The following is an 18,970-nucleotide window of genomic DNA, read 5'->3' as shown; positions in this document are numbered from 1 at the left end:
TGAACCCGGGGCGAACACCGGCGAATCGGGCGCCCCGGGCGGCGGGCCGGCGCGACGGTCCGCGCCGTGCTCACCTCCCGGTCTGGATCAGCGCGTGGGTGCCGCCGGTGCGCCAGCCCTGTCCCTCGGCGGCGGTCAGCGCGGCCTCGGTGTCGGCGGAGAGTCCGGTGATCACGTCCGACTTGAGGGTGCGCAGGGCCACGACCGGGCCGGGGAAGTACGCGGTCACGTCCTCGAAGGGGGTCGTCGGCGGCCACCGCCGGTCGCCCACCAGACGGCGGTAGTTGAGGTCGCCCTTCACCACGGTCAGCGTCGCGGCCGCGAACTCGGCGCGCAGGTCGTCCGGCATCCGCTCGTACGGCAGCGGGGCGGCGGCGAAGGGGTGGGCGCGGACCGTCAGGGTGCCGTCCGTCATCGCCGCCCACAGCCGTCGCCCGTACCCGGCGGCCGCCCCCGGAGCGGCCGTCAGGCGGCGCAGCGCGTCGACGACGTCGGCGGTCGTGGCGTCCGAGACGTAGTAGGGGTACGGCTTGACGTGCAGGACGACGCGGCCGATCCGCCGGTGGGCGAGGAGGTGGGCGGCGAGCAGCAGATCGGGGATCAGCTCGCGGCCCGCGTTGTCCGCGACCAGGCACAGGGTGCCGTCGGCGGCCCGCGGGGACGCCAGCAGCGTCCACAGCCGCTCGCTGTCGTCGGCGACCAGGGCGGGGACGGCGGCCCGGTCCTCGGCGTCCGCGTCGGAGAGGCGGAAGCCGAGGTCGGCGCGGTTGCCCCACAGGGAGCCGTGCAGCAGGGCCCGCTCCCGGTCCGGCGCCGGGCGGTCCTCGAGGGCGTCGAGCGCGGCGAGTTCCTCGTCGGTCGCGGGGGCGTCCAGCTCGGCGAGCTTGAACGGGCGGAACGGGTCGAGTCCCTGCCAGGGGCCGGGCCGGAAGTGGCCGACGGTCTCCAGGAGCAGCCGGTAGAAGTAGCTCTCCGACCACAGCCAGGGCACCTCGTACCAGGAGCGGCCCGCGTACGCGTCCAGGCCCCAGGCGCGCCAGCGGTCGAGGTCGTGCGCGTCGGCGGGGAGCGGCTCGATCACGCCCCCGGCGCAGTTCGCCAGCAGGGCGTCCAGGGCGCGGCGGACGTCGGGGCCGTAGGGGAAGGCGTCCCGTACCCGCCGGACGATCGCCGGGTGCCGTTCGGCGAGGACGCCGTGCGGGAAGGAGCCGGGCTCGTCGCCGTGGATCACGGGCGGGAGGGGGGTGTCGGGCATGCGGATCACGGTATCGCGGGGCGGGTGGGGCGAAGGGCGTGCGGACGGCGGGGCCGGCCGCGCCGCGGACCGGGCACGCCGCGCCGCGGGCCGGGCACGCCGCGCCGCGGGCCGGGCACGCCGCGGGCCGAATGCGCCACGGGCCGGCCGCGCCGCGGACCGGGCGCGGCCGGGGAGGACGGGGAAGGAGGCGGTGGCTCACACCGCCGCCGCCATGACCTCCCGTTCCAGTCGGGCCGCCAGGCTCAGGTAGCGGGGGCGGCGGGGGACGGGGACCAGGCCGCGGATGAGGACGTACCACATCTCGGCCATGCGGCGCGGCAGCCGGGCGCCGGGTTCGCGGGAGCGGCCGACCACCCGGGTGCCGACGAAGAAACAGACCAGCGAGTGGGCCACGGCGTCCACGTCGACGTCCTGGTGGATGTCGGACTCCCGCACCGCGCCGACGAGCCGGCGCGAGATCAGCTCCAGCCACTCGGTGAACGGGTGGGGCACGGGCGGCCGTACGGCGACGCCGCCGGTGGCCAGGCGCAGGCCGGCGCGGGTGATGGGGCCCTCGACCGACAGCCGCGCCATGCCGAAGGTGAGGCGCATGAGAGCCTCCAGGGCCGGGTAGCCGCGGTCGTCGATCTCCCCGGCGACCCGGCGCGCGGCCTGGGACTGCAACTCCAGGATGGCCTGGGCGAGGTCCTCCTTGGCCGCGAAGTGGAAGTAGAGCGCGCCCTTGGTGACACGGGCGTGCTCGACGATGTCACTGAGGCTGGTCGATTCGTAGCCGTTCCGGTCGAACAGATCGGCTGCGGCCCTGATGATCGTCGTGCGGGTCTGCTCCGCGCGTAATTGCCTCGCCATCGACTGGACACTCCTGGGCGTAAAGAACGGGTCATGCCGTTTGTTTCTGACCCCCAGTAAACAGCAGTTCACGCGCCGGCGGTACCTACCAGACATTCAAAGACCGTCGACTCCCCTTGGACACCGAGCACTTGTACGTCGGTCCCGTGGCCGCCCTTCGTCTCGATCCAGATGGGTTCGTCCAGTTCCGCGTACCGGTGGAAGACGGCGTGGTAGGCCGTCGGCACCCGTTCCCCCGGCGTTTCGAGCAGGGCGGCCTGGCGGGCGGCCTCCAGCAGGAGCATGCCGGGGACGTGGTCGAGTGGATGATCGAAGAAAACGGGGTGTGCGGTATTTACCCGCAGCTGCCGCCGGCCCGGCCGGTCGGCGTCGGCCGGCGCGAGGACGACGTCCGCGGGCAGGGCCCGGCGGACCGCCTCGGCGGACACCCCGGGCGGGACGGGGACGGCGGTCACGGTCTCCGGCGTGCGGCCGCCGCGCAGTCGCCGGTAGACGGGCCCGCTGACGCAGGTGAAGGCGACGTCCGCGGTGGCGACGCGGGCGCCGTCGCGCAGGACGTGCGCGGTGTAGCGGGCGGCGGCGGGCCGCCCGCCCCGGTACTGGACGTCGGTGAAGACGAGGTCGACCTCGGGTTCGGCCGGCAGCGCGCCGAGCGCCAACCCCTTCGGTTCCACGTCGACCTGAAACTCGGTCAGCACGAACTTCCGGTCCAGCGGCACCTCGTACTCGGTGTGGGTGACCAGGGTGCCGCTCTGCCGAATCGTTTCGACGACGAGCAGCGGGTCGTACGCGGACCAGTCGGGCGCCACGTGCAGGACGTGCGCGCGCGGCCACTGGGCGGAGACCGTGAACCGGTCGGTGCCGGTGCGCCGCCAGTCGGTGAGGAAGGTCTCGGCGACGGCGGCGCGGTGGACGAACTGGCGCGGAACGGTTGCGGTCAGGGACGGCGTGTCGGCAAGCTGCCGCGGTCGCGTCATCTCTCTCCCCCTGCGGTGCCCCGAAGGCCCAAGACGGACGGGCGAACCACCCGCTCGGTGAGCGTTAGAGTACGAGGCGACCGGTTTGTTTTCAATGAGATCAGTCGACGGCATCCTATGATCGGACCGAACCCGCATCCGAGCGCGGGACGCCCGGCTCGGTGCCGTGAAGGGGATCGCAATGGCGAAGCAGGAGCGCGCGATCAGGACGCGCAGGGCGATCGTGGAAGCGGCGGGCGCGGTGTTCGACGAGCACGGCTACACCTCCACCACCATCGCCATGGTCCTGGAGCGCGCCCAGGTCACCAAGGGTGCCCTGTACTTCCACTTCGCGTCGAAGGAGGCCCTCGCCCAGGCGGTCCTGAACGAGCAGGTGCCCTTCGGAACGGTCCCGCCGCAGCCGTGCAAGCTGCAGGAGATCGTCGACATGACCTTCGTGGTGGCGAGCCGGCTGCGGGACAACGCCCTGCTGCGGGGCAGCGTGCGGCTGGCGGTGGACCAGGAGACGCCGTCCGGGGTGGATCACGGCGAGCCGTTCCGGCAGTGGGCCCAGGCCCTGACCGAACTGCTGGAAGCGGCCCGCCAGCGGGGCGAGTTGCTGCCGACGGTGAAGCCGGCGGAGACGGTCGAGCTGTTGGTGGGCACCTTCACGGGCATCCAGTTGATGTCCCGGGCGCTGACCGACCGCGCCGATCTCGGGGACCGACTGGCGGTGATGTGGGCGCACATCCTGCCGAGCATCGCGGTGCCCGGTCTGCTCCCCGGTCTCGACGCCCGCGCCGACCGGGGCGAGCGGGCGCTGGCCTCCCCGGAGCAGCGGGTGGCTTCCTGATCCGCACGCGCGGCGGGCCGGGGGTCGCCCGCGGGTCAGCCGTGCCGGAACCACGGGCGGGGCGGAGGACGTTCGGACCCGGGGACACCCTCGATCCGGCCGGAACCCGGCCCCCGGCAGGGGCGAGTGAGGTGCGGACGAGCGGATCCGCTCGGGGAGCGCGCGGGGCGCCGACGCCGTGAACGCGCGGGGCCGCCGCCGCGTACTGCACGGCGAAGCCCTTCCCGCGCCGGCCGAGGAGACGTCCCGATGCGCCGCACGACCGCACACCGCGCCGCCGCCCTGGCGGCCGCCGTCCTGAGCCCGACCCTGCCGGTGCTGCTGGGGGCGGCCGGACCCGCGCAGGCGCACGGCGCGCCGACGAACCCGGTCAGCCGGGTCCACGCCTGCTCCCCCGACGGCGGTCCGGCCGCCGGGTCCGCCGCCTGCCGGGCGGCCGTGGCCGCCAACGGGGCGCCCTTCACGGCCTGGGACAACCTGCGGGTGGCGGACGTCGGCGGACGCGACCGGAGCACGATCCCCGACGGGCGGTTGTGCAGCGGCGGTCTGCCCGCCTACCGGGGGCTCGACCTCGCGCGCTCCGACTGGCCGTCGACCCGTCTGGCGCCGGGCGGGACGCTGCGCATGACGTACGTCTCGACGATCCCGCACACGGGCACGTTCAGGTTCTACCTGACGAAACCTGGATACGACCCCTCACAGCCCCTGACCTGGGACGATCTCCCCGAGCGGCCGTTCGCCGAGGTCAGGGACCCGGCGCTGCGGGACGGCGCCTACCGGCTCACGGCGAAACTGCCCGCCGACCGCACGGGACGCCAGGTGCTGTACACGGTCTGGCAGAACAGCAGTACGCCCGACACCTACTACTCGTGCTCGGACGTGGTGTTCCCGGGGACCCCCGAGAGCCCGGAGAACCCGGAGAACCCGGAGAAGGGGACGGCCTCTCCCCCGCCGTCCGCGAGGGCCACGGCCGCCGGTGCGCCGCGGTCCCCGGCCGGCGCGGCGACCGGTACGACGGCGTCCGCCGCCCCCGCCCGGGGGACGACGGCGGCCTCCGGCGCGCCGACGGCCGTCGCACCGGCGAGCACCCCGGTGGCGTCCGCCTCCGGGACCGGCTCCGGGCCGTCCGCGCCCCTGCTGGCGGGGGGTGCCGCCGCCGCGCTGGTGCTCACCGGCGGCGCCGCCCTGCTCCTGCGCCTGCGACGGCGCTGAACCGGTTCCCGGTCTCCGGGCCTCGGTTGCGTTCCGCTTCCGCGGCGGTCACCGTCGTGGTGGCCGCCGCGGTCGCGCGGATCTCCCGTGGGAGGCGGATCAGTTGACGGTGACGACGGCGCCCGCGTCGGTCACCGGGGCGTACTTGGCGGTGAAGTAGCCGTTCGCGAAACAGAGCGACGAGCCGGACGCCTTGGCGAAGGGCTGGGCGGTGAAGGTGATGCTGTTGCCGGTGTTGCTCGCGACACCGGTGAGGCTGGGTGCCCTGTAGACGCAGTTGATGCTGCCGAGGAGCGTGCGCAGCACGACCGTCGTCTGGATGGTGGAGCCGGCCGCCGGGGTCACGGTGAGGGTGCCGGCGGAGGAGACGGACGCTTTGTACGGCAGGTTGTTGACCGTGATGCTGGTGACGCCGAGCACGCCGACGACGTTCGCGGAGCAGTTGCCGAAGGTGTGCGCGGTGAGCGACTCGGTGGCCGTGCCGGGCGCGGTGGGGTTGGCGGTGACGGTGGCGCTGAAGCCCGACGAGGCGCAGGAGACGCCGCTGGTGCCGGTGGCGGAGGAGTAGAGGGTGGCGTTGGTGCCGCTCGCGAGGGAGGCGTTGAGGACGTCACCGATCGCGACGTCGCCGCCGGCCGTGGTGAGGACGGCCGGGCCGGCGGCGGAGGCCGGGGCGACCGCCGTCAGCGAGAGGGCCGCGACGGTGCCGGCGAGGGCGAGGAGAGGGCGAGTGCGCATGCGGGTGCCTCGTTTCTCGGGTGGGGGTGCTCTCGGAGGGTGTTCCGAGAGGTGTGCTCGGGGGAGGTGCGGGGCGCGGGTCGACACCCGCCCGCTGCCGGGCCGGAACGTCTTCTCCGTACGTGACGGACCGGCAGCGCGGACGGCGGCGGACACGGCCGGCAGGGGGGAGACGGCCGTGGCGGCGCCGGACGGGGATCGGACTCGGGGCGCGAGGGGGCCCGTGCTGGATGCCCGGGCGGTCGTACCCGTTCTGACGGGAGGTCCGGCCGCCGGCTTTCGGGGACGGCCGGACCGGGTCCGGGAGCGCGGAGAGCTGCTCGCCGCGCTGCGGATCCGGCGCCACGGATCCGGGCTGAGTCACCGAGAGTTGTAGACCTGATGCTCCGTCAACGTCAAGGCATCACGCAGAAGTTGACGGGTTCACAGATATATGCGGAAGCGCCTGGGGGCACCGGCCCGCGAGCGGCACGTTTCGCTCACCCTTTTTCCACATCTCCCTTGACCCTGTGGTGTAACCATCGGTAACTTCCTCGAAGGCTACTGACGCGTAACGAGAAAGCCCTTGCGGCTTCCGGGAGTCGCGAGGAGACGTACGCGGCAGGCGCTGTCCGCGCCAGGACAACGCGCCGCTGAAGCCCGACCCGCATGCCTATGCCCATGGGAGCAGACATGGCCTCGTCCTCGGACGTCACGTCGTCCGCCGAGAACACCCCCGGGAACCCGGAAAGCGGTTCCGCAGAAAGGCGCGGCCGGGTCCGGCTGCGTCGGGCCGCCGTGATGGCCGTGCCCGCGACCCTCGTCACCGCCGGTCTCGCCGTGCTCACCGCCCAGGGAGCCCTGGGTGTGCAGTTCGCGATCTCCGGCATGCCGTTCGTGGTGACCGCCGACAGGCTCGAGGGAGACGGTTTCGCTCAGTTCGGCTCGCTGGACCACATGATCGAGAACAGCCCCAACGAGGGCGACACCGGCGGCCAGGTCCTGGTCGTCACCTCGGTGGTGAAGTCGGGCAAGCTGACCAACATGTGCCAGAGCGTCGACCTCGGCGGCATCCAGCTCGTGCTCACCGCCGGCGACAAGGGCGACAAGGTGAGCGTGGAGAACCTGGCCATCGACTCGGACGACATCACCGGCAACGCCGCGTTCAACAACATCGAGATCGGCCGCGACGCCAGCACCTTCGACAAGGTCGGCACCCGCGGTCTGCCGGGCGTCTACGGCCAGCAGGCGGACAAGGTCGTCATCACCGACCTGTACCAGCACAACTACGCCGCCACCGCCGCCGTGTTCAAGCTGCCCGGCCTGCACATGCGGTTCGGGGGCGAAGGCTGCCCGCAGTGAACGGCTTCCGCCGGTGGACCGCGCGCCGGCCCTTCCCGGGCGGTCTGCTGCTCGTGCTGGGCGGTGCGGAGATCCTGGTGACCATGAAGGCACCGCTTCCGGTGATCCTGCACATCGGCATGCAGGGCCTGGCCGGCTACCTCCTGCCGACCCTCATGGTGCTGATCGGGCTGCTGCTCCTGTTCAACCCGGCCCAGCGGTTGTTCTACTCGATCATCGGCGTCCTGCTGTCCCTCGGGACGTGGCCCACCTCGAACCTCGGCGGCTTCCTCGTCGGCCTGCTCCTCGGGGTCGTGGGCAGTTGCCTGGCCTTCGGGTGGCTCCCGGACCAGGAGTCGCGCAAGGTCCGCAGGCAGCGGCGCAAGGAGGCACGGGCGGCCGAGGGGCCGCCGCTGGAGGCCGGGAAACCCGCCTGAGCGGGATTCCACGGGGCTCACCGAGGGGCCGGGGCGATCCACCGTCGACGGGGATCGCCCCGGCCCCTTTCGGTCGCCGCCCCGCACCGCGCCCGCCGGGTGCGGCGGGCGGCGGCCCGGCAGCGCCCCGGCGGTGCGGGGCCCGTCGGCGGCCCGTCAGCGCGGGGCGGCGGCCGCCCCCGCGGCGCTCAGTACGGCGATCGTCCCGGGGTGCGGGCCCTGCCGCGCCCACTCCAGCGGCGTCCGGCCCGTGCCCCGGTCCTCGCGCAGGCCGGGATCGGCGCCGTGGGCGAGCAGGGCGCGGACCGTCTCGGTGTGCCCCCAGCAGGCGGCCGCGCACAGCGGCGTGCCCTGCGAACCGGGCCCGTCGCTCTCCGCGTCGGGCGGTGCGCCCGCCTCCAGCAGCCTGCGGACGATGCCGGCCGAGCCCTGGACGGAGGCGACGTACAGCGCGGTGGTGCCGTCGCGGTCGGCCGCCGCGGGATCGGCACCGGCCCGCAGTAGTGCGTCGACCCGGGCACCCTCGTCCAGCAACGCCGCGGTGACCAGTTTCCCGGCCAGTTTCTTCTGCCTCCGCCTGTTCATGTCCGCCGAGGCTAACGGGGTGCGGGAACCGGCGCTCACAATTGCGCGAGCAGGGACAGCAGTTCGGCCGCGGCCGTCACGTCGCCGGTCAGCGGGCGGTCCTCGGTCCCGTCGGGCAGGGCGCCGGCCGCCACGGTGAGGACGTCGGCCGCGGGAGGCATCGGGTGCATCCGCAACGCCCTTACGGCGGCTACGAGTTCGCAGCCGAGGACCGTGCGGTACGCCTGCGCCGCGCGCAGCGTCTGGCGAGCGGCCTGACCGGCGAAGCTGGCGGCCTCCTCCAGGCCGTGCGAGAGGACGGCGTGGCCGACGGAGGCGGGAGCGGCACAGGAACGCATCTCCGCCAGGGCGGAGTTGGCGGTGTACTCCAGGATCATCGTGCCGGAGCTGCTGGCGGGGCCGGCGGCGAGGAACGCGGGCAGGCCGGTGAGACCGGGGTCGCCGAGCGCGGTCAGGCGCGCCGCCGAGAGCTGGGCGGTCTGGAGCAGGGTCAGGTTCACCGTCTCCAGGGCGTGTCCCAGGGGGGCGGCGAAGAAGCCGCCGTGGTGGTGGGCCGCGGTGCCGTCGGAAGACAGGAGGGGGTTCTCGGAAGCCGAGTTGATCTCGACCTCGAGGACTTCGCGCAGCCGCTCCGACGCGTCGAGGGCGCAGCCGTGGACCTGGGGGAAGGCGCGGAAGCCGTAGGGGTCCTGGATGCGGCGCCCGCCGGCCCGCGGCCGGTCCGGCAGCCCGAGCAGCCGCCGCACCTCCGCGGCCGCGCGGGCGGCGCCGGGGTAGGGGCGCAGGGCGTGCACGGGCGCGGCGTAGGCCTCGGCCGAACCGGAGACCGCGGCCAGCGACAGCGCCGCCACGGCATGGGTGGCCCGCAGCAGCCGGTCCACCTCGTGGCGGCCGAGCGCGGCCTGCGCCAGCGCGAGCGCGTTGCTGCTGAGCAGCGCGAGCGCGTCACCGGGACGCAGGACCACGGGAGCGGGCAGGGCGCGGGACGCGGACCCGGCCCCCGCGGGGGTGCCCGCGCCCACCCGACCGACGGACGCGGGGATGCCGGCGTCCACCGGACCGGCGGGCGCGGGAACACCGTCCAACGCCGGACGAGCGGGGGCGGGAACACCGTCCAACACCGGACCGGCGGGGGCGGAGACACCGTCCAACACCGGAGCGGCGGGGGCGGAGACACCGTCCAACACCGGACGAGCGGGGGCGGGAACGCCGTCGAGCACCGGACCGGCGGACACCGCAACACCCTCCGCCACCGCGTCCGTCCCCGCGGGCCGGTTCCCGAACACGGTGCCGTCCGGCACGATGCCGCCCGGTGCGGTGCCGCCCGGCACGATGCCGCCCGGTGCGGGGACCCCCTCGGTCCTGGCGCGGCCCGCGCCGATCAGGCTTTCGTCCCCGCCGTCGGCGTACGCCTCGTACGAGCCGTCGGGGATGTCCTCGCCCCCGCCGTGGACGGTCGCCCCGTCCCCACCGCCGGTGCGGTCCCCGGGCACGCCGCCCGTCCGGGCCGGAGCGCCGCCCGTCCGGACCGGGACGCCCGTCCCCCGCGGACCGGCCGACTCGCTTTCCAGCCAGGGGCGTTCACCCAGGAGGGTCAGGCCCGTCTGGGCGAGGGCGGTCAGGTCACCGGTGCCGACGGCGCCGTACTCGTTGACGGCGGGGTGGACACCGAGACGGAGGGCCTCGGTGAGGGCGTCGACGAAGGAAGGGTGGATGCCGGAGCCGCCGGCGAGGAGCTGGTTGGCGCGGATCGCGAGCATCGCGCGGACCTGGCGGGCGGGCAGCAGAGCGCCCGCGCCGCCCGCGTGGCTGCGCAGCAGGCGCAGCCCGTGCGCGGTCTCGTCGTCGGCGTCGACGGACACCGCGCGGTGCGCGCCGACGCCGGTGCCGCGGCCGTACAGCCGCCCGGCGGCGGCCAGCCGGCGTCCGGCGCGGAAGGAACGCGCGGCCCGCTCCCGTGCCTCGGGCGCCAGGACGGGTACGGCCGCACCGTCGGCGAGCGCGATCAGCCCGCCGACGGTGAGGGTGGTGCCGTCCAGGACGACCCGGTGTGCTGTCGTGTCCAACGCGGACGGGTCAGCCCAGGCCGACGGACTTCAGCCAGGCCTTGGCCACGTCCAGCGGGTCCTTGCTCTCCAGCTGCACCTGGGAGTCCAGGTCCAGCAGGGTCTTGGTGTCGAGCTTGGCGGAGACCGCGTTGAGCGCGTCGACGCCCTCCTGGGAGAGCCCGCTCTTGTAGACCAGCGGCGTCACGTTCGCGAACCCGAAGAGGTTCTCCGGGTCCTGGAGGACGACGAACTTCTCCTTGGTGATGGTCGGGTCGGTGGTGAAGAGGTCCGCGGCCTGCACGGTGTTCTTCTTCAGCGCGGCCTGGGTCAGCGGGCCGCCGGCGTCCAGCGCCTTGAAGGACTTGAACTTCAGTCCGTACACCGCCTCCAGGCCGACCATGCCCTGCTGCCTGGTCTGGAACTCGGGCGAACCGCCGAGGACCAGGTCGGGGGCGACGTCCTTGAGGTCGGCGAGGGTGGACTGCGCGGTGAGGTCGTACTTCTTCGCGGTGGCCGCGTTGACCGTGACGGAGTCCTTGTCCTCGGCGGGCGAGGACTCCAGCAGGGTCAGCTTGGGGTCGAGCTTGGCCTTGGCCGCCGCGTTGACCGCCTCGAGCGACTTCTGCTCGGCCTTGGCGTCGAGGTAGGCCAGCAGCGAGCCGTTGTACTCGGGCAGGACGGTGATGGAACCGTTCTTGAGCAGGCCGTAAGTGGTCTCACGGCTGCCGATGTTGGGCTTGTAGGACACCTTGATGTCCTTGGCCTTGAGGGCCTCGCCGTAGATGTCGGCCAGCAGGATGCTCTCGGCGAAGTTGTTGGAGCCGACGACGACGGTGTCGCCGGCGGCCTTGTCCTCGGAGAGCGGGTCGCCGTCGTCGGAGGAGGAACAACCCGCCAGCAGGGCCGTCATCGCGGCGAGCGCGACGGCCGCCGCGCCTGGGTGGTTCCTGAGGGACCTGCTGCTGTGGGCGTTGGAAGTCACGTCTGCCGTTCCGGGCTCGGAGGTTGGTGGAGAGAACGAACGCTCCGTCTGATCCAATCCAGCGCGTTCTCCGCGAGTCAAGTGCAGCCGGGTCACCGATTGGCTTCGATGCGCGACCGGTTGTGATGGTTCGTGAAGAGGGAAAGGCCAGTACGACACCCTGACGGCGGCGCTTTGTAATGGATTCTTGACGTAGGGCCACGCACGTGATCGATCGAAGAGACGATAGTCTCGCCGCAGTCGGCGTCGGTCACAGCGGTGTGCGGGGGCCGCTCCGGTCCCGTGACGCACCCCGTGTGGTGCGGTCGCGCACCCGACCGGGTTGCCGGGAACATCGATCACAATCGGACAGAAGCGTGCGTCGCGCGGTGCGCACGACCTCATGAAGGAGGCCCGGTGTCCACGACCGAGGTGGACGCGTCCTCCCCCCGTCGCTCGGCTTCGCACGAGCGGTCCGGGCAGGGGGGACCCCGACGGCCGGCGGGCTCGTCCGTACGCCGGGGGCTGCGGGGTCTCGTCGACCGGTGGCCCTTCCAGCGCAAGCTCAACATCCTCGTCGGCGTCCCGCTGGCGGTGATCGCCCTGCTGCTGACGTGGGTCATCACCGACCTGGTGGAGGAGTCCGACCACGCCGAGACGGCCGCCCAACTGGTCCGGGACAGCGCCGAGGTGGCCCAGCTGGTCGCCGACGTGCAGGCCGAGCACCAGCAGGCCGTCCTGCTGTCCGTGCGGTACGAGGCGTCCTTCGACGGGGGCACGCCCTCCACCTCCACCTACCGGGTCGCCCAGCTCGCCGTCGACGCCCAGGTCCAGAGAGTGCGCGACACCTTCGGCGACCGGCTGCCGGAAACCGAGGCGCAGGCGCTGCGCGAGGTCGAGAGCCTGGCCGGCCTGCGGGACACCATCGAGCAGGGGTACCTGCCCGCCGACAACATCGACCCGGCGTACTCGGGGGCCGCCGACGGCCTCATCGACGGCCTCGGCCTGGACCGCAACACCGCCCTCGCCACCACCTTCACCGGCAACCTGCTCGACTCGCTGCTGCGGGCCGACGCGGCCCACGGCGCCTACGAGACCGGCGTGTTCTCCGCGCGGACCGGTGACAGCAACGCCCTCATCGAGTTCACCGGCGCGGTCGGCTCCCACGAGCTGTACACCTACCAGGCCGAACGTTTCGCCCGCTTCGCCACCGAGGCGCAGACGGACCTGCTCGGCGACATCGAGCACAACCCGGCGCAGGCGGTCATCGGCCGGCACTACGCCGAACTCGCCGTCGACCCGAGCGCGTTGCAGGCCGAGTCCAAGAACGAGATCCGCGTCGCGTTCCGTGAGGCGCTGGACTCCTACCACCGCTACAACGAGCAGGCCGAGACCCGGCTGGGGATCACCACCTCGCTCATCGACCAGATCGCCGACCGGGCCGACGACGCCGACACCGCCGCCGAGTGGCGCGCGGCCCTGCTGCTGACCCTGGCGCTGCTGGGCTTCGCCACCTGGATCGCGCTGGCGGCGCTGGTGCGCCGCTCCGTGATCCGCCCGGTGCTGGCCCTGACCGGGGCCGCGCAGGAGGTCGCGGACATCGCCGGGCGCGAACTGGCCCGGGTGGCCGACGACGACGCCGAGGAGAGCGGGCCGCCGCGGCTGCGCGAGCTGCCCGTCACCGCCGACGACGAGATCGGCGCGCTCGCCGAGGCCTTCAACAACGTCCAGACGACCGCGGCCGCGCTGCTGGAGCGCCAGGTGGTCAGCCGGCGCAACGTGGCCGAGATGTTCGGCAACGTGGGGCGCCGCGTCAGCAACCTCACGACCCGCCAGCTCGCGCTGATCGACGCGGTGGAGCGCGGCGAGACCGACCCGGCGCTGCTCGAACGCCTCTACTCCATCGACCACATCGCGGTCCGGCTGCGCCGCAACGCCGACAGCCTGATGCTGCTGGCCGGCATCCGCGAGACCGTGCTCGACTCCGGGCCGTCCGCGCTCACCAACGTGGTCCGCGCCGCGCTCGGCCAGATCGAGGGTTTCCAGCGGGTGCAGCTGTACGCCGGCACCGAGGTCATGGTCGAGCCCGACATCATCGGCGACCTGACCCTGATGATCGCCGAACTCGTGGAGAACGCCGTGTCGTTCTCCCCCGAGGGCAGCCCCGTCGAGGTCCGGGTCCGGCCCGGCGACGACGGCGCGACGATCACCGTCGCCGACCACGGTCTGGGCATGAGCGCCGAGCGGCTCGCCGAGGAGAACGCCCGTCTGGTGCGCCGCGAACGCCTCGACCTCGTCCCGACCAAGGTGCTCGGCCTGTTCGTGGTCGGCGCGCTGGCCCGTCGCTGGGAGATCGACGTCACCCTGACCCGTACCCCGGGCGGCGGCGTGACGGCGGAGGTCGCCATCCCCTCCGGCCTGCTCCTGACGCAGATCGGCACGGCCCTCCAGGGCCCGGCGCCCGCGACGGCGGCGCTCCCCTCCGGTACGACAGCCGGTACGGCGTCCGGCGCGAAGACCCCGGTCCCGGCGGGCGGCCCCTCCCGGGCGGCCTCCGTGCCGGCCTGGGCGGCGACGGACGGCGGCGAGGACGCCGGCCCGCTCCCCCGCCGGGTCCCCCGGCGCGAGCCGGCCGGGACCGGAACGGGGGCAGCGGCGGAGCCGGAGGCCGGGGCCGCGTCCCCGCCCGCCACCGGACCCCGTACCGAGGAGCCGACGGTCCACGACCGTACGGCGGAGCCCGCGCCGCACGCCGGCCGGCCCGCCGCGGCGGAGCCCGCCGACGGCGCCGTACGCCCGACGACCCGTGCCGGGGACGCCGCGCCGGGTGCCGGGGAGGCCGCGGCCAGCACCCACGACGGCGGGAGCGCGCCCCGTCCGGCGGCGGACCCCGCGCACGACGGGGCCCGTCCCCTGCGCCGCCGGGTCCGCGGTGCCACGCTGCGGACCACCGCGGAGGCCGCCGACCGGCAGGCCGCGCTGCGGGCGGCGCCCCCGCCCGCCGACGCGGACGCCGTCCGCAGCGCGCTGGAGGAGTTCGAGGCGGCCGTGGAACGCGCCCACCTCGACACCGGCGAGCATCCCCGCCCCGACGGCGGTCGCGCGCTGCCCGGCGACGCCGGGCCCGACGGCCGTACGACCGACCCCGAGACCGACGACCGGAACACCACGCACCGCCAGAACCACCTTCCGGAAGGAGCCGAGCAGTGAGCACGTCGACAGGAGGCACTCCCGCGGGAGACGCCACGCCGACCGACCTGCGGGCCGCCGCAGCCGACTTCACCTGGCTGCTCAACCGTTTCGCCAACGAGACGGCCGGAGTCGTGGACGCCATCGCGGTGTCCACCGACGGCCTGCTGATCGCCGTGTCGGAGCTGCGTGAGCACGCCGACTCCGAGCGGCTGGCCGCGATCGTCTCCGGCATCACGAGCCTGGCCGCCGGCGCCTCCGGCAACTACGGCCTGGGCGGCCTGAACAAGGTCATCATCGATCTGGAGGGCGGCCACGTGCTGGTCTCCGCGATCGGCAGCGGCGCCGTGCTCGGCGTGGTCACCGACAAGGAGGCCAAGCTGGGCAACATCGCCTACGAGATGACCGTGTTCGCCAACCGGGCCGGTACCGCGCTCAGCCCGCAGCTCGTGCTGGAGCTGAAGAACAGCGTCGGCGCCACCAGGTCGCGCTGAGCGTCCACCGCCGGTCCAGAGAGGAAACCCACCACCGATGGCGGACGGCCGCACTCCGCGCGGCGCCGGCGAGGACGGCGTCGCACCCGTCGGCCCGGCGTCCGCCGTCCGGCCCTTTCTGGTCACCGCCGGCCGGGTCGCGGGCTCCGACGAGGCCGCGGCCGGCCGGCCGATGCCGGTGGAGACCCAGCTGGTGGCCACCGCCGCCGGGCTCGCCGCGCTCGACCGGCTCTCCTTCGAACAGCACGACATCGTCGCCGCATGCAGGCAGCCGCAGTCGATCGCGGAGATCGCGGCCCGGCTGCGGCTGCACCTGAACGTGGTGCGGGTCCTGGCCGAGGATCTGCGCGCGGCCGGGCAGCTGTCGGTGCACGTGCCCGACTCCGGCGTCACCCATGACGCGTCCGTCCTGCGCAGGGTTATCGATGGCCTGCGGGCCATCCCCGACTCCCGGGGGGTACTCCGTGACTCCGACTGAACCGCTTGTCGGCCATTTCGCCGGACAGGCCGCCGTACGGCCGCCGCTGCCGGTGAAACTGGTGATCGCAGGCGGCTTCGGCGTGGGCAAGACCACCGCCGTCGGCTCGATCTCCGAGATCGAGCCGCTGACCACCGAGGCCGCCATCACCGAGGTGGCGGCGGGGGTCGACGACCTCAGCCACACCCCGCGCAAGACCACCACCACGGTCGCGATGGACTTCGGCTGCATCACCATCGACCCGACCCTGAAGCTGTACCTGTTCGGCACGCCGGGGCAGGAACGTTTCGGTTTCATGTGGGACGACATCGTGGAGGGCGCGGTCGGCGGCCTCGTCATCGTCGACACCCGCCGTCTCGACGACTGCTACGCCGCCGTCGACTACTTCGAGCACAAGCGGATCCCGTTCGCCGTGGCGGTGAACGCCTTCGACGGCCGGGTCGAGCACGGGCTGGACGAGGTCCGCTGGGCCCTCGACGTGTCCGAGGGCGTCCCGGTCCTGGTCTTCGACGCCCGTGAGCGCGGCTCGGTGCGGGACGCGCTGCTGGTGGTCCTGGAGCAGGCGCTGGCCCGGTCGCAGGGGTGACGTCCGCCCCGGGCCCGGCGGTCCCGGTCCGGGCGGTCCGCCCCGCCCGGGGAGCCGGAACCGGCCGGGGAACCGGAGCGGGGCCGGGCGGTTCGGCGGACCGCCCCGCCGGTCCGCGGGCCCCGCGGACCGAAGGCCCCACGGCCGGACCCACCGACGGTCCGGAGGCCGGGACGGTCCGCGGGCCGGGGCGGTCCGCAGGGTCGTCCCCCGGCCGCTACGCGCTCCTGCGCACCCCCGGTGACACCGTCGCCTTGGTGACCGCCCAGAACACCGCGAGGGTGGCCAGGGCCATGCCGGCGGTGAGGGTGGCGCCGCCGACGACCTTCTCGTAGTCGCGCTGGTAGAGGCCGTCGATGATGTAGCGGCCGAGGCCGCCGAGGCTGACGTAGGCGGCGATGGTGGCGGTGGAGACGATCTGGATGGCGGCCGAGCGCAGGCCGCCCAGGACCAGCGGGAGGGCCGCCGGGAGTTCCACCTGGAGCAGGATCCGGGTCTCGGCCATGCCCATGCCCCGCGCGGCGTCCACCGGGGACGGGTCGACGGAGCGCATCGCCTCGTAGGTGGTGACCAGCACGGGCGGGACGGCGAGGACGACCAGCGGGATCATCACGGGCAGCATGCCGAAGCCGATCAGCATCGTCATCAGCACCAGCAGACCGAAGGTGGGCAGGGCCCGTGCGGCGGTGGCGACCATGGCGAGGGCGTTGCCGCCGCGGCCGTAGTGACCGGTGAGCAGGCCGACCGGCAGTCCGATCAGGGCGGCCAGGGCGAGCGCCTCCAGGGTGTAGCCGAGGTGCTCGCCCAGGCGGGTGGGGATGCCGTCGTAGCCCTGCCAGTGGGCGCTGTCGCCGAAGAAGGCGCTGACGAAGTGGAGTACGTTCACCGGGCTGCGTCCTTGAGGGCGGGTTCGGCCGGCACGGGCCGGGTCCCGGCGGATCGGGGCGTCCTGCGGCGTCCGGCACCGCTCGGCATCCACGGGGTGAGCAGGACCCGTACGAGCACCAGCGCGGTGTCGGCGAGCATCGCCAGGACGGCCATGGTGAGGACGGCGTTCCAGGCGAGCTCGGGACGGTTGTAGATGGTGGCGTCGTGCAGGAGGTTGCCGAGGGCGCCCTGGTTGCCGATGAGGGCGCCGACGCTGACGAGGCTGATGCTGGACACGGTGGCCACCCGCAGCCCGGCGATGATCGCGGGCACGGCGATCGGCAGCTGCACCTGGAGGTAGCGGCGTACCGGACCGAAGCCCATGGCGGTGGCCGCGGCGAGGGTCTCCTGCGGTACCGAGCGCACCGCGTCGACGATGGCGGGGACCAGCACGACCAGGCTGTAGACGGTCAGCGGGATCATCACGGTCAGTTCGGTCTGGCCGGTGTAGTCGATGAGCACGACGAAGAAGGCCAGCGAGGGGATGGCGTACAGCACGGTGGTCACCCACAGCACCGGCGCGTACAGCCAGCGCAGGCGCACGCAGAGCTGGCCGAGCGGGAGGGCCAGCAGCAGGCCGGCCAGGACGGGCAGCAGCGCCTCGCGCAGGTGCAGTCCGATCAGCCCCCACCAACTGTGCTGGAGGTCGCTGGGGATGTCGAAGAAGCGGTTCATCGCAGGACCTTGGGCCGGCCGGCGCCGTCCCGGGGGGCTCCGCCGTCCTCGTGGGCACCGCGGATCGCCTCGGCGATGGCCTGCTGGGGGACGACCCCGGCCGCCCGTCCCTCGCCGTCCACGGCGACCGCCCAGCCGGTGGGCGAGAGCACGGCGCAGTCGAGGGCAGCCCGCAGCGAGTCCCGTCCGGCCACGAACGGCCGCCCGTGGGACAGCAGTCGGCTCACGTCGACGTGGCCCGCGGTGAGCCGGTCCGGCTCGCTCCAGCCGAGGGGCCTGCCGTCGACGTCGGTGACGAGGAGGTAGGGCGCGCCGGCGCGGGCGGCGATCTGCTGCGCGGAGGCGTCGACGGCGACGATCGGCGCGGTCAGCAGGTCGAGCCCCGCGGAGGAGAAGAACGACAGGCGCCGGATGCCGCGGTCGGCGCCGAGGAAGTCCTCGACGAACGCGTCGGCGGGGCTCGACAGGAGCTCGGCGGGCGGCGCGAACTGGGCGAGCCGGCCGCCCGTCCGCAGGACGGCGACCATCGTGCCGATCTTGACGGCCTCGTCGATGTCGTGCGTGACGAAGACGATGGTCTTGCCCAACTCGTCCTGGAGTCGCAGGAGTTCGTCCTGAAGACCCTTGCGGACGACGGGGTCGACGGCGGAGAACGGCTCGTCCATCAGCAGGACGGGCGGGTCGGCGGCGAGGGCGCGCGCGACACCGACGCGCTGCTGCTGTCCGCCGGAGAGCTGGTAGGGGTAGCGCTTGGCGAGCGAGGCGTCGAGACCGACACGGTCCATCAACTCACGGGCGCGGGCGCGGGACTTGTCCTTGCTCCAGCCGAGCAGGCGCGGCACGGTGGCGATGTTGTCGATGATCGTGCGGTGCTGGAAGAGTCCGGCGTTCTGGATGACGTAACCCATCGACCGGCGCAGGGTGTTGACCGGCTGCTGACGGCTGTCGACGCCGTCGATGAGGATGCTGCCCTCGCTCGGCTCGACCATCCGGTTGATCATGCGCAGGGTCGTCGTCTTGCCGCATCCCGAGGGGCCGACGAGGACGGTGATGGCACGGTCCGGTATCTCGAGGGAGAGGCGGTCGACCGCCACCGTCCCGTCCGGATACCGCTTGGTGACTGAATCTATCCGTATCAAAGCGCCGAATACCCTTCGGGTCTGGCCGTGTCTGCCCGTTCTCGACCACGCAAGTTCCGAGCCGTTGCGGGGAGAGTCTAGACGGCTTGTGTTGCGGGGGTTTTGACGGGCGCGGCGGGCTTCCCCCGGTCCTTCACCGGATCGACGGGCCCGCGCCGGGCCGCCGCGCGGACCGCGCGCCCGCCCCGATGCCGTCCGGGCGGTTCCCGGTGCGCCGGGCGCGTCCGGGCGCACGGCCGGGGCCTGCCGCCCGACCGTGCCGGTC

Annotated in this window: 18 protein-coding genes; 8 read left to right on the top strand and 10 right to left on the bottom strand. The window is 73.7% G+C overall.

The window, feature by feature from the left end; genetic code table 11:
- Positions 1-70: 70 nt before the first annotated feature.
- The 3 genes from ACZ5FU_RS06490 to ACZ5FU_RS06480 all read right to left on the bottom strand — a co-directional run bounded on the left by ACZ5FU_RS06490 (position 71) and on the right by ACZ5FU_RS06480 (position 3,084).
- The gene (locus ACZ5FU_RS06490; RefSeq protein ID WP_451781778.1) at positions 71-1,255 is read right to left on the bottom strand and encodes a damage-control phosphatase ARMT1 family protein; all 1,185 of its coding nucleotides are present in this window, start codon (positions 1,253-1,255) and stop codon (positions 71-73) included.
- A 198-nt stretch (positions 1,256-1,453) separates the two neighbouring features.
- Entirely contained in the window at positions 1,454-2,107 is a 654-nt protein-coding gene (locus ACZ5FU_RS06485; RefSeq protein WP_451526916.1) for a ScbR family autoregulator-binding transcription factor, read from the bottom strand.
- Positions 2,108-2,175: 68 nt separating this feature from the next.
- Positions 2,176-3,084, bottom strand: coding sequence for a ScbA/BarX family gamma-butyrolactone biosynthesis protein (locus ACZ5FU_RS06480; protein WP_451526915.1), 909 nt, complete (start codon positions 3,082-3,084; stop codon positions 2,176-2,178).
- Between the two features lie 181 nt (positions 3,085-3,265).
- Between ACZ5FU_RS06480 and ACZ5FU_RS06475 the strand changes: the two genes are divergently transcribed.
- Positions 3,266-3,916: a ScbR family autoregulator-binding transcription factor gene (locus tag ACZ5FU_RS06475; protein ID WP_451526914.1), complete on the top strand. Its 651-nt coding sequence runs from the start codon at positions 3,266-3,268 to the stop codon at positions 3,914-3,916.
- A gap of 249 nt (positions 3,917-4,165) precedes the next feature.
- Positions 4,166-5,128, top strand: coding sequence for a lytic polysaccharide monooxygenase auxiliary activity family 9 protein (locus ACZ5FU_RS06470; protein ID WP_451526913.1), 963 nt, complete (start codon positions 4,166-4,168; stop codon positions 5,126-5,128).
- Between the two features lie 99 nt (positions 5,129-5,227).
- Here the strand turns inward: ACZ5FU_RS06470 and ACZ5FU_RS06465 are convergent, their stop codons facing one another.
- The gene (locus ACZ5FU_RS06465) at positions 5,228-5,866 is read right to left on the bottom strand and encodes a Tat pathway signal sequence domain protein (RefSeq protein WP_451526912.1); all 639 of its coding nucleotides are present in this window, start codon (positions 5,864-5,866) and stop codon (positions 5,228-5,230) included.
- Between the two features lie 672 nt (positions 5,867-6,538).
- Here ACZ5FU_RS06465 and ACZ5FU_RS06460 point away from each other — a divergent pair.
- Together ACZ5FU_RS06460 and ACZ5FU_RS06455 are read left to right on the top strand one after the other, a co-directional pair.
- Entirely contained in the window at positions 6,539-7,207 is a 669-nt protein-coding gene (locus tag ACZ5FU_RS06460; RefSeq protein ID WP_451526911.1) for a DUF6230 family protein, read from the top strand.
- Positions 7,204-7,623, top strand: a complete 420-nt coding sequence (locus tag ACZ5FU_RS06455) for a DUF6114 domain-containing protein (protein ID WP_468646536.1) — start codon at positions 7,204-7,206, stop codon at positions 7,621-7,623. Before ACZ5FU_RS06460 ends, ACZ5FU_RS06455 begins: the two co-directional genes overlap by 4 nt.
- A 156-nt stretch (positions 7,624-7,779) precedes the next feature.
- Here ACZ5FU_RS06455 and ACZ5FU_RS06450 read toward each other — a convergent pair whose 3' ends face one another.
- Genes ACZ5FU_RS06450 through ACZ5FU_RS06440 form a run of 3 tightly spaced genes read right to left on the bottom strand, consistent with a single transcriptional unit; the run spans position 7,780 to position 11,238 of the window.
- Positions 7,780-8,208, bottom strand: a complete 429-nt coding sequence (locus tag ACZ5FU_RS06450; RefSeq protein WP_451779980.1) for an ankyrin repeat domain-containing protein — start codon at positions 8,206-8,208, stop codon at positions 7,780-7,782.
- A gap of 35 nt (positions 8,209-8,243) precedes the next feature.
- Positions 8,244-10,274 (bottom strand): aromatic amino acid ammonia-lyase, encoded by a 2,031-nt coding sequence (locus ACZ5FU_RS06445; protein WP_469044911.1) that lies wholly within the window; start codon positions 10,272-10,274, stop codon positions 8,244-8,246.
- 10 nt (positions 10,275-10,284) lie between these two features.
- Positions 10,285-11,238: an ABC transporter substrate-binding protein gene (locus tag ACZ5FU_RS06440; RefSeq protein ID WP_451526907.1), complete on the bottom strand. Its 954-nt coding sequence runs from the start codon at positions 11,236-11,238 to the stop codon at positions 10,285-10,287.
- A gap of 396 nt (positions 11,239-11,634) precedes the next feature.
- Between ACZ5FU_RS06440 and ACZ5FU_RS06435 the strand changes: the two genes are divergently transcribed.
- Genes ACZ5FU_RS06435 through ACZ5FU_RS06420 form a run of 4 tightly spaced genes read left to right on the top strand, consistent with a single transcriptional unit; the run spans position 11,635 to position 15,964 of the window.
- Positions 11,635-14,427: a sensor histidine kinase gene (locus ACZ5FU_RS06435; RefSeq protein WP_451526906.1), complete on the top strand. Its 2,793-nt coding sequence runs from the start codon at positions 11,635-11,637 to the stop codon at positions 14,425-14,427.
- Positions 14,424-14,900, top strand: a complete 477-nt coding sequence (locus ACZ5FU_RS06430) for a roadblock/LC7 domain-containing protein (protein WP_451526905.1) — start codon at positions 14,424-14,426, stop codon at positions 14,898-14,900. Before ACZ5FU_RS06435 ends, ACZ5FU_RS06430 begins: the two co-directional genes overlap by 4 nt.
- Positions 14,901-14,937: 37 nt before the next feature.
- On the top strand, positions 14,938-15,378 hold the full coding sequence (locus ACZ5FU_RS06425) for a DUF742 domain-containing protein (RefSeq protein ID WP_451526904.1): 441 nt from the start codon (positions 14,938-14,940) through the stop codon (positions 15,376-15,378).
- A complete protein-coding gene (locus tag ACZ5FU_RS06420; RefSeq protein ID WP_451526903.1) occupies positions 15,365-15,964 on the top strand; it encodes a GTP-binding protein in 600 nt (199 codons plus the stop codon). The genes ACZ5FU_RS06425 and ACZ5FU_RS06420 overlap by 14 nt, the downstream gene beginning before the upstream one ends.
- Before the next feature lie 217 nt (positions 15,965-16,181).
- Here the strand turns inward: ACZ5FU_RS06420 and ACZ5FU_RS06415 are convergent, their stop codons facing one another.
- From ACZ5FU_RS06415 to ACZ5FU_RS06405, 3 genes are read right to left on the bottom strand one after another with little or no spacing between them, the layout of a single operon-like run.
- Positions 16,182-16,850 (bottom strand): ABC transporter permease, encoded by a 669-nt coding sequence (locus ACZ5FU_RS06415; RefSeq protein WP_451526902.1) that lies wholly within the window; start codon positions 16,848-16,850, stop codon positions 16,182-16,184.
- The gene (locus tag ACZ5FU_RS06410; RefSeq protein ID WP_451779985.1) at positions 16,847-17,566 is read right to left on the bottom strand and encodes an ABC transporter permease; all 720 of its coding nucleotides are present in this window, start codon (positions 17,564-17,566) and stop codon (positions 16,847-16,849) included. Before ACZ5FU_RS06410 ends, ACZ5FU_RS06415 begins: the two co-directional genes overlap by 4 nt.
- Positions 17,563-18,705, bottom strand: a complete 1,143-nt coding sequence (locus ACZ5FU_RS06405; protein ID WP_451526900.1) for an ABC transporter ATP-binding protein — start codon at positions 18,703-18,705, stop codon at positions 17,563-17,565. The genes ACZ5FU_RS06410 and ACZ5FU_RS06405 overlap by 4 nt, the downstream gene beginning before the upstream one ends.
- Between the last annotated feature and the right edge of the window lie 265 nt (positions 18,706-18,970).

It is taken from the genome of Streptomyces sp. NPDC031554, assembly GCF_055580685.1.
The sequence above is the reverse complement of the archived record's forward strand: the minus strand, read 5'-3'. Positions and strand labels throughout refer to the sequence as shown.

Bases quoted from the DNA above. Each gene is read 5' to 3' on its own strand.
- ACZ5FU_RS06465 (WP_451526912.1), bottom strand. From the start codon at position 5,866: ATGCGCACTCGCCCTCTCCTCGCCCTCGCCGGCACCGTCGCGGCCCTC.
- ACZ5FU_RS06460 (WP_451526911.1), top strand. From the start codon at position 6,539: ATGGCCTCGTCCTCGGACGTCACGTCGTCCGCCGAGAACACCCCCGGG.
- ACZ5FU_RS06470 (WP_451526913.1), top strand. From the start codon at position 4,166: ATGCGCCGCACGACCGCACACCGCGCCGCCGCCCTGGCGGCCGCCGTC.
- ACZ5FU_RS06425 (WP_451526904.1), top strand. From the start codon at position 14,938: ATGGCGGACGGCCGCACTCCGCGCGGCGCCGGCGAGGACGGCGTCGCA.
- ACZ5FU_RS06410 (WP_451779985.1), bottom strand. From the start codon at position 17,566: ATGAACCGCTTCTTCGACATCCCCAGCGACCTCCAGCACAGTTGGTGG.
- ACZ5FU_RS06475 (WP_451526914.1), top strand. From the start codon at position 3,266: ATGGCGAAGCAGGAGCGCGCGATCAGGACGCGCAGGGCGATCGTGGAA.
- ACZ5FU_RS06450 (WP_451779980.1), bottom strand. From the start codon at position 8,208: ATGAACAGGCGGAGGCAGAAGAAACTGGCCGGGAAACTGGTCACCGCG.
- ACZ5FU_RS06485 (WP_451526916.1), bottom strand. From the start codon at position 2,107: ATGGCGAGGCAATTACGCGCGGAGCAGACCCGCACGACGATCATCAGG.
- ACZ5FU_RS06480 (WP_451526915.1), bottom strand. From the start codon at position 3,084: ATGACGCGACCGCGGCAGCTTGCCGACACGCCGTCCCTGACCGCAACC.
- ACZ5FU_RS06490 (WP_451781778.1), bottom strand. From the start codon at position 1,255: ATGCCCGACACCCCCCTCCCGCCCGTGATCCACGGCGACGAGCCCGGC.